9 protein-coding genes and 1 tRNA gene are annotated in these 8,045 nt (G+C 68.8%); 4 read left to right on the top strand and 6 right to left on the bottom strand.

Going from position 1 to position 8,045, the window contains the following annotated elements; genetic code table 11:
- Positions 1-120: 120 nt before the first annotated feature.
- The 4 genes from CCR97_RS23000 (at position 121) to CCR97_RS22985 (ending at position 3,376) form a co-directional block, all read left to right on the top strand.
- Positions 121-1,497, top strand: a complete 1,377-nt coding sequence (locus CCR97_RS23000) for a sensor histidine kinase (RefSeq protein ID WP_201159896.1) — start codon at positions 121-123, stop codon at positions 1,495-1,497.
- 212 nt (positions 1,498-1,709) lie between these two features.
- A tRNA-Arg gene (locus tag CCR97_RS22995) sits at positions 1,710-1,786 on the top strand.
- 212 nt (positions 1,787-1,998) lie between these two features.
- The gene (locus tag CCR97_RS22990) at positions 1,999-2,778 is read left to right on the top strand and encodes a hypothetical protein (protein ID WP_201159895.1); all 780 of its coding nucleotides are present in this window, start codon (positions 1,999-2,001) and stop codon (positions 2,776-2,778) included.
- Complete coding sequence (locus tag CCR97_RS22985) at positions 2,765-3,376, top strand: type II toxin-antitoxin system VapC family toxin (RefSeq protein WP_111359631.1); 612 nt, start codon at positions 2,765-2,767, stop codon at positions 3,374-3,376. Before CCR97_RS22990 ends, CCR97_RS22985 begins: the two co-directional genes overlap by 14 nt.
- Positions 3,377-3,409: 33 nt before the next feature.
- Here CCR97_RS22985 and CCR97_RS22980 read toward each other — a convergent pair whose 3' ends face one another.
- From CCR97_RS22980 to CCR97_RS22955, 6 genes are all read right to left on the bottom strand, one after another.
- Positions 3,410-3,775, bottom strand: a complete 366-nt coding sequence (locus CCR97_RS22980) for a hypothetical protein (RefSeq protein WP_111359630.1) — start codon at positions 3,773-3,775, stop codon at positions 3,410-3,412.
- A 142-nt stretch (positions 3,776-3,917) separates the two neighbouring features.
- Positions 3,918-4,187, bottom strand: a complete 270-nt coding sequence (locus tag CCR97_RS22975) for a hypothetical protein (RefSeq protein WP_111359629.1) — start codon at positions 4,185-4,187, stop codon at positions 3,918-3,920.
- Between the two features lie 349 nt (positions 4,188-4,536).
- Positions 4,537-5,406, bottom strand: coding sequence for a hypothetical protein (locus tag CCR97_RS22970; protein ID WP_201159894.1), 870 nt, complete (start codon positions 5,404-5,406; stop codon positions 4,537-4,539).
- On the bottom strand, positions 5,403-5,810 hold the full coding sequence (locus tag CCR97_RS22965; RefSeq protein WP_146618950.1) for a hypothetical protein: 408 nt from the start codon (positions 5,808-5,810) through the stop codon (positions 5,403-5,405). The genes CCR97_RS22970 and CCR97_RS22965 overlap by 4 nt, the downstream gene beginning before the upstream one ends.
- A gap of 14 nt (positions 5,811-5,824) precedes the next feature.
- A complete protein-coding gene (locus CCR97_RS22960) occupies positions 5,825-7,228 on the bottom strand; it encodes a hypothetical protein (RefSeq protein WP_111360218.1) in 1,404 nt (467 codons plus the stop codon).
- Entirely contained in the window at positions 7,228-7,770 is a 543-nt protein-coding gene (locus tag CCR97_RS22955; RefSeq protein WP_111360217.1) for a hypothetical protein, read from the bottom strand. Before CCR97_RS22955 ends, CCR97_RS22960 begins: the two co-directional genes overlap by 1 nt.
- Positions 7,771-8,045: the final 275 nt, after the last annotated feature.

The raw sequence follows: 8,045 nt of genomic DNA, 5'->3' as shown, positions 1-8,045 counted from the left end.
GCCACCGCAGTGACGCCCGGCACGGCCGCGCCCGCCGGCCCGCTCGCCTCGGCGCGCGGCATCGTGCGGCCGCGCTTCGGCCTGTCGGGGCGGCTCCTGGTCCTCACCATCCTGTTCGTGATGCTGGCCGAGGTGCTGATCTACGTCCCCTCGATCGCCAACTTCCGGCTGAGCTACCTGACCGACCGCCTCGCCGCCGCCCACACGGCCGCGCTGGTGCTCGACGCCGCGCCGAGCGGCATGGTGCCGGAGAGCCTCAGCCGCCAGATTCTCGACAGCATCGGCGCGCGCGCCGTCGCCATGAAGATGGGACGCGAGCGCCGCCTGCTCGCCACCACGGATCTTCCGGCCGCGGTCAGCCAGGACGTCGACGTCCGCAACGACGGCGCCTTCGACGCCATCCTGGACGCCTTCGAGACGCTGGCGGTGCTGAAGGACACCGACCTGATCCGCGCCGTCGGCCCCGCCCCGATGGGCGGCGAGTTCGTCGAGATCGTCGTCGAGGCCGGCCCGCTCAAGCAGGCGATGTGGCGCTACTCGCGCAACGTGCTGCTCCTGTCGCTGGTCATCTCGGGCATCACGGCGGCGCTGGTCTATCTCGCCCTGCACGTGCTGTTCGTGCGGCCGCTCCACCGCATCACGGCCAACATGACGGCGTTCCGGGCCAATCCCGAGAACCCGGCCCGCATCGCCCGGCGCTCGACCCGCGAGGACGAGCTCGGCATCGCCGAGCGCGAGCTCGCGGCGATGCAGACCGACCTCGCCTCGATGCTGCAGGAGCGCTACCGGCTCGCCGCCCTCGGGCTCGCGGTGTCGAAGATCAACCACGACCTGCGCAACCTCCTCAACTCGGCGCAGCTGATCTCGGACCGGCTCGGCAGCATCGCCGACCCGCAGGTCCAGCGCTTCGCGCCCAAGCTGATGCTGGCGCTCGAGCGCGCCATCGCGTTCTGCGAGACGACGCTCGCCTATGGCCGCGCCCAGGAGCCGCCGCCCGACCGCAAGCCGGTCGCCGTCGACGCGCTGGTCGAGGAGGTGCGCGAATCGCTCGGCCTCGCCACCGACGGGCCGATCGGCTGGGTGACGGCGATCGAGCGCGGCCTGACGCTCGACGCCGACTACGAGCAGATGCTGCGCGTGCTGGTGAACCTGGTGCGCAACTCCGTCCAGGCCCTGGAAGGCCGCGCTCCGAACGATCCCGGGCGCGACCAGATCCGCATCAGCGGCCGGCGCGAGGGCACGGTCGCGGTGCTGGAGGTCTCCGACACCGGTCCCGGCCTGACGACGCGCGCCCGCGAGCACCTGTTCGAGGCATTCCGCGGCTCGACCCGCTCCGGCGGCACCGGCCTCGGCCTCGCCATCGCGGCCGAGCTGGTGCGGCTGCACGGCGGCGAGATCGGCCTCGTCGAGGGCACGCTCGGCGCCACCTTCCGGATCGCCATCCCCGACCGCCCGGTCGACCTCATGGACCGCCGCGACCAGCGCGCCCGGGCGTGACCGACCCGGCTGGGTGAGGCCGGCCTGCGGCCCCAGGACCGGAATTCGGCCGGCGGAGCCGGGGATTGCGTCCCATCGCCCGGCCTCGCGGCCGCCATGCGCACGGCGCCGTCGCGCTCCCGTCACAGGTGGCTTGCCAAGCCGGCGGCGACTCGCTAGCTATGCGTCGCCGCGCCCCGACGTCCCTGGACGCCTCGCGGGCGGCTCGGCACGCGCCCGTAGCTCAGCTGGATAGAGCATCAGACTACGAATCTGAGGGTCGGACGTTCGAATCGTTCCGGGCGCGCCATCACTTAGCTCACTTCAGACCCCCCCGACCTTACTTGGAAATAAGGGAATTTGCCCATTGAACGGGATGGGCAACGCTGTGTCCCGCGAGTTCACCTGCACGGCCTAGAGACTGACCTCGGGGAAACTCAGAGCACCACTCGCATCGACCCCGATATGCGTGGTATGGTTGAGGTCTCGTCCAGCGTCGGTCCCAACACGTCAGTTGCTTCCATGGCCCGCAAACAGGATGGTAGGCGGCGGGTGACCGGCGGTAGCAAGTCGGTCGAATTCTACTTCTGGATAGACGCTTGGACCCCGTCCACGATTCCGATGGCAAGGCTCGCCGAGTACATGGCGCAACTGGCCACCATCCTGGGGGAAGCCAATTCCGTTCACTTCGTGAAGCTCAAGCGGGGCAGCACCGGCCTCGTGCACAAAGTACAACCGGAGGCCGTCCAGAAGGTCAGGGAACGTGCCAACGCCGTTCGTCGCGGAGATGCGCCGAGAGACGCTCTGCGAGCCTACGAAGTGGTGAACAAGATGCTTCGCGACGACAATGGAGTCGGAGCACTCAAGGAAGCATCATCCCTGATCATCCCGTTTCCTGGCCGAGAGCACCAAGAAGAAAGGTTTTCGGCCATCAAGGAACGTGGGACCATTGATGGCGAAGTTCTTCGCGTCGGCGGCCCTCACAAATGGGTCCCAGTTCTGATTGAATCAGAGGGGGGCGCCATGAGCGGCTGCTGGGCCGACCGCGCGACGGCCAAGCTTCTCGCGCATCGGCTTTTTGAGTCAGTCCGCCTGCATGGCACGGGCAAATGGAGTCGGAGCAGCGAGGGCAGATGGCTGCTGCAGGAGTTTGTAATTGAGAGCTTCGAGCCCTTGAATACAGCCTCTCTATCTGAGGCCCTGGAAGCCGTTCGAGCTAGCGACGCATTCAATGATACATCGATCTCGGACTTAACCTTTCTTCGACATGGCCCTGCGGAGAAGCAGAATGGTGGTCATTGACGCCACGCTATTAATGCTTTTACTCAGGCAGGATGTTCCGGCCAGACAGACCGATTCCAGCGGGCGACCCATCGAGCACGTCAAGGACCGCATTACTTATCTTGTGAAAACATTAGAAGGACTAAAGGAACGGATTGTTATTCCAACCCCAGTACTGAGTGAGCTTCTTGTACGAGTCTCTCCGAAAGAGACTCAGCGTGTTTTAGAGGAAATTGGCCGGTTCTCCGTGTTTCGGGTAGAACCTTTTGAAATGCGCGCCGCCATTGAACTTGCTGTAATGACTCGCTCTGCACTTAAAGCGGGCGACAAGCGCGCCGGACAGGAAGCACCGTGGGCCAAAATAAAGTTTGACAGACAGATCGTCGCAATCGCACGCGTTGTTCAAGCATCGATGATTTACACTGACGATGAGAATCTCGCCTCCACCGCACGCGGCCTCAACATTCATACAATGGGCTTGGCCGACTTACCATTACCTCCTGAATCCGCTCAGGGCACCCTCCCATTTGAATCCGAAGAATTCGAGGCTGTGGACGAAGTCGAGAAACAAAAAGCTTCTCAGCAAGAGCCAGAGACTTCCGACACGCCGCCGGCATAGACTGACCTTCAAATCTCGGGCTGGTTGGACCGTCTAGTTTTCCCCCCACCCAATCATGAGGTCCACGGCTGCGTCTTCCTCGCCGCGGTGCTCTGTCAGGACGACCGCCGCACGGACCTCGGCGCCGGGCGGCCAGCACATCGCACAGCTGGAGCCGGGGGGCGGGGCCTCGCGCAGCAGGCAGTCCCCGATGCGCACGCCGCCGCGTTCCCTCGTGATCAGGTCGCCGTGGTGCATGGTGATGTGCGCGACCACGTCGGCCGGAAGGTAGACTGCGCATACCTGGTGCGCGCGGCGCGGTGCAATCTGTGAGTCAAGCAGCCGGCACAACCTGCGCACGGCGCCGGCTGCGGCCGTGAGCGCATCACGAACTGCATCTGCATCTTGGGTGTGCTGCACTGCATGCTCCTGATTCTGCTGGTGCTGCGGCAAGGATAGGCCGCTGCGCTGCGGACCGCGAGCGAGGGACGGCAGTCGCCGCCGGCAAGGGGCCGGCGGCGACTGAACTTCGTGTTGGGCCGAGCAGGAACGACCGGCCCGATCACTCTGCTGCTTGTGCTTCCTCTGCCTGGAGATAGTCTTTGTTGATGTACATCCAGACGTGGTCGATGCGCCCTGGTCCATCGTGGATGGCGGCCGCCGTCCAGAATTCCAGTTGGAGGTCGCCGAGCGCGTTCTCCACCAGCTGCCCGCTGTATGTGGCAGTGTTGCCGGTCCGCACGAGACCCGCATCAGTCAGTATCCGACCAAGGATGCCTGTGAGCACTCCCCCCTGATCGCTGTCGACGGAAAATTTGATCGTCACGTTCATTTGAAGTCTCCTCTGATTAAATAGTCCACCGCCCGCATGCGAGCGCTGGGTGAAATGCCTGACGTTGAAGCTAGCTGGTCCTTCCAGGACAACCCTTCCGGACCCGATAGGCGAAAAACGCCCAGCACGACTGAAATCGCGGCCAGCCAGCTCTGCTGAGCACCGCCGCTGATCTTAGGTGGTGAGCCACTGGGAAGGCGTCAAGGTTGGCATGCGGACCTGTGGCTGGGCAGGCCCCGGGCGTGGGAGACCCGCCCGGGGCCGCCGCCGCAGGGAGGAGAGTCCTGCGGCACCCGCCGGCCACCACCGGCGGGAAGTCACGCCCTTGGCCGGCACTGCGCCCAGGGGGTCAGGCGGCCGCGGACTGTGCGGGTGCCTCGCCCGCCACCTGGAGCCCCAGCACGGCGAGCGGGTCGGTGTCGCGGCGCATGAACGCGCCGGGCGCTGCCTCGACCAGCGCGACCTCGGTGCGCTCCAGCTCAAGGAGCCGCGCGCGCGCCGCGGCCAGCCTCTGGCTGCGCTCGTCGGGCGCGAGCGCCCCGGGCTCGTCGGGCAGCGCGTCGACCTCCGCCATGAGCCGCTCCGCGAGGCGGTCCGCATCGAACCACGCCAGCATCTGCGCCGCCTCCAGCGGCGTCAGCCCCGCAATGTTGGAGTGCCCCACGCGGTAGGACACCACCGGCCCGCCGAGGTGCGGGCGCGTGCTCACCAGCGGCCGGCCCGCCGCGGCGAGCTGCGCGACGTGCTCTGCGACCAGCCGGCGCAGCTCGTCCTTCGGCAGGGCCGCGCCCGCGAGCCGGGGGATGTCGGCGGCGAGCTGCGCCACCTCGGCGCGGACGGCGCCGAGTTCCGCGCCGGGGGGCATGCCCACCGGCGGCGCGGCCTCCAGCTGCACGCGGTCACGGGCCTGGCGCGCCAGCCAGGACTCCACATTGGCGAGCAGGCCGCCCGCCGCCGCGCGCCGCTCAAGCCGAATGTCGCGCTCGCGGCGCAGCCGCTCCAGCTCCGCCCCGACAGCGTCGGCCTGCGCCTGGAGTTCGGCGGCCTCGGACGGGTCGCGGGCCGCCGCCACCAGCCGGCCGAGGTGGTGCGCGTGGTGCTCGGCGGCGTCGACCGCCGCGCGTGAGGAGGCGATGAGCGCCTCGGCATCCTGGGCCGCCGCGCGCAGTGCCCCGATGCGCGCCAGAGCCACGGGCGGGAGCTTCTGAGGCTGGCTCATCGGCCGGTCCTCCAGGCGTCCTGGAGCCGGGCGTCGTAGGCCCGGTAGGCCGCCTCGACGTGATCAGAACCGCCGTCCGCGACCGGGGCCGGGGCCGGGGGCTGGGCTGCCGGGGTGCCGGCGGGCCTCCTCCAGGCGTCCTGGAGCTGCGCATTGTAGGCCGCGTAGGCCTGATCGGTGGTGTCCACTGCCTTGGTCTCCTCGTGCTGATCCATCAGCATGCCGCTCCGGCGGCCGGCCTCGATGACCGCGGCGGTCAGAACCGCCCCGGTAAAGCTGTCGTCGCCGCCCAGGTAGACGGTCTTCCCGTCCATCAGGGTCAGCGGGAACGTGATCGCGTCGCCGTCGCGCACCACGGGGTCGTGGGCGAGGTCGTCGACCCGGCGCCTTCGTTTGGTCGTCACCTGACTGCCCTCCATCATCTGACCCAGGCCATCGAGCTGTCGTAGCCGCCACCGCCCGCGCCGGGGCCGGCGCACACGCCGGCGCACACGTTCGCGAGGTCATCGTGCGCGCCCGGTGCATGGTCGATGCTGTCACGTCCACCGCGTGCAGTGCGCCGCTCCAGGCCGGCGACCTGTGCGACCAGCCGCGGGTCGTCGGGCAGCACCACGGTGCGGCTGCGCAGCCGCGGCAGGAAGTTCTGATAGATGGCGCTCTTGGGCTGGCCCGCTGGCTCGTACCGAATGCCGCACCTGGAGAACGCCTCGGCCGGCCAGTCGCCAGCGTAGCGGTCGCCGTGAACCCGCGTGACACGGTAGCTGCGCAGCAGCGCGGCGAACTCGGCCACCACCTGAGTTGGCGCGAAGGGCGGCCGGCGCTCGCGCACCGCATCAACAACAATCGTGTCGCGCTCGCGGTGCCCGACCGCCATCGTGAAGCTGTCAGCACCGCCGCCGCTCGGGTCGACAAAGGCGTGGTAGCGGATGGTCGAGATTGGTGCGCGCTCGACCACGCCGGGCTCGACGCACGCCTCGACATCGTCACGAGAGACGAACGTCTCGACATCCGTGCGGAACTGCGCCCCAAACTCGGCCGCGGCCGCCGCCGGGTCGCGCTCTACCGCGTCGTCGATGACCCGCTGCGGCACCAGCGGGTTCATCGTGCGGGTCGTCGCCTGCCAGACCAGGACCGGGTCGCCGTCGCGTGCCCAGTGCCGCCGGTATGCACTGTACAGGATGCCCCGCCGGGCGTAGGGCGACGACGCGGCGAGCAGCACAGAGCCCGGGACGGTCGCCATCGCGGGCCGCAGCGCGGCGAGCAGCTCAACGTCCGGGTTGGCCGAGCCCTCATCCCAGAAGAACGCGCACTCATCGAGCAGTGCCGCAACGACGGTCGAGCCGCGCACGGTGCGGTAGCTTGCTGTGGCGATCTGGATCGTGATGCCGGTGCTGAGGTCGACCTCATCAGCTGTCTCGCGCACCACCAGCTCGCGCAGCATCGGCGTCTGAGTCAGGAAGGCGCGGACATAGTCCAGAATGGTCTTGGCCTGCCGCCGGTCGGGCGAGATGATCACGACGCGGCCGCGCTCGCCGGGGGCGAGGTAGGGTCTCCAGTCAACGAATGCGGCGAGCCATGTTGCAATCAGGGCCAAGATGCGGCTCTTGCCGCCACGCCGGCCGACGACCAGCCACGCCTCACTGTGGCCACCCGGCAGCGGCGCCGTCCTGCCGGTGCACTGCGCGAAGAGCCTCAGGTCTTCGGGGCCGAGCTGGAGGCCGAAGAGGCACCGCATGAAGGTGAGCCACGCAGCCCAGGGCCGGCGGTCAGGAAAGAACCCCCGGAAGAGGTGCTGGTCCGCGATGGCGGTGACGATGTCCATCAGCCGCCCCCGCCGTTGCCGGGTGCGGGCGCTCCGGTGCCGGAGGAGGCGGCCGGGCCGCCGGCCCGCGGGTCGGGCTGGCCGGGGGTGCCGGAGCCGCCTCCGGCCACCGGAGCGGCGGCGCGCTGGATGTAGGTTCGGAGGTCCGGCGTCGTCACGGTCTTCGCCCGGCGCCGTGTGCCCAGGCGGGTCGCGACTCGCACCAGCGTGGTGATCATCTGCGACTGGACACCCGGGTCGACCTGCTCGCCCCGGAGCAGGCGGGTGCTCAGGTCGTCAAGGGCGACGGCCGCACCGGCGAACGCCTCGACAAGCGCCCGCTCGATGGTCGTCAGCTGGTCGGCGCCGCCGAGGTCAGCGGCAATGCCGTCCGCGACGCGGGTGAAGTTCGCGAAGGCGCGCGTCCGCCGGTCGATCACACCGCGGGTCAGCGGCTGCGCCTTGGCCGGCACGAAGGTGCGGGCGCGCGGCCGCTTCTTGCCCGGGGGTTTGGGCGACCCCTTCGGGGGCGCATCGGCGCTGCTCGGCGACGGCATCATCATACCGTCGCCCTTACCCTGCCCGGCCGCAAGGGGCAAGTGGAACAGGCACTTACGCCCGGCCGGGGGCGCCGACGCCTAACCGTGAGTTAGGGAGCCGCGGCACAAGAACGTTGGCGGAGGTGGCGGTTATCCACGGGGCCGCGGGGCAAATAAGGAAAGTTGGGGGACCGGCGCGCCGCGCGCGGGGAAATTCCTGTGGTCCGCCATGTTTGGAATGGGGCCGGCCGGGGTTCGGCCGGCGTGGCGGTGTGTGCGTGTCCTTGGGGCCGGGGGGC

This window comes from Rhodoplanes elegans (genome assembly GCF_016653355.1).
GTDB classification, from domain to species: Bacteria; Pseudomonadota; Alphaproteobacteria; order Rhizobiales; family Xanthobacteraceae; genus Rhodoplanes; species Rhodoplanes elegans.
The sequence above is the reverse complement of the archived record's forward strand: the minus strand, read 5'-3'. Positions and strand labels throughout refer to the sequence as shown.

What these genes read in the sequence shown, in the direction of transcription:
- CCR97_RS23000 (WP_201159896.1), top strand. Translation starts at nt 121, where the DNA reads ATGCTGGCCGAGGTGCTGATCTACGTCCCCTCGATCGCCAACTTCCGG.
- CCR97_RS22990 (WP_201159895.1), top strand. Translation starts at nt 1,999, where the DNA reads ATGGCCCGCAAACAGGATGGTAGGCGGCGGGTGACCGGCGGTAGCAAG.
- CCR97_RS22985 (WP_111359631.1), top strand. Translation starts at nt 2,765, where the DNA reads ATGGTGGTCATTGACGCCACGCTATTAATGCTTTTACTCAGGCAGGAT.
- CCR97_RS22975 (WP_111359629.1), bottom strand. Translation starts at nt 4,187, where the DNA reads ATGAACGTGACGATCAAATTTTCCGTCGACAGCGATCAGGGGGGAGTG.
- CCR97_RS22970 (WP_201159894.1), bottom strand. Translation starts at nt 5,406, where the DNA reads ATGAGCCAGCCTCAGAAGCTCCCGCCCGTGGCTCTGGCGCGCATCGGG.
- CCR97_RS22960 (WP_111360218.1), bottom strand. Translation starts at nt 7,228, where the DNA reads ATGGACATCGTCACCGCCATCGCGGACCAGCACCTCTTCCGGGGGTTC.
- CCR97_RS22955 (WP_111360217.1), bottom strand. Translation starts at nt 7,770, where the DNA reads ATGATGATGCCGTCGCCGAGCAGCGCCGATGCGCCCCCGAAGGGGTCG.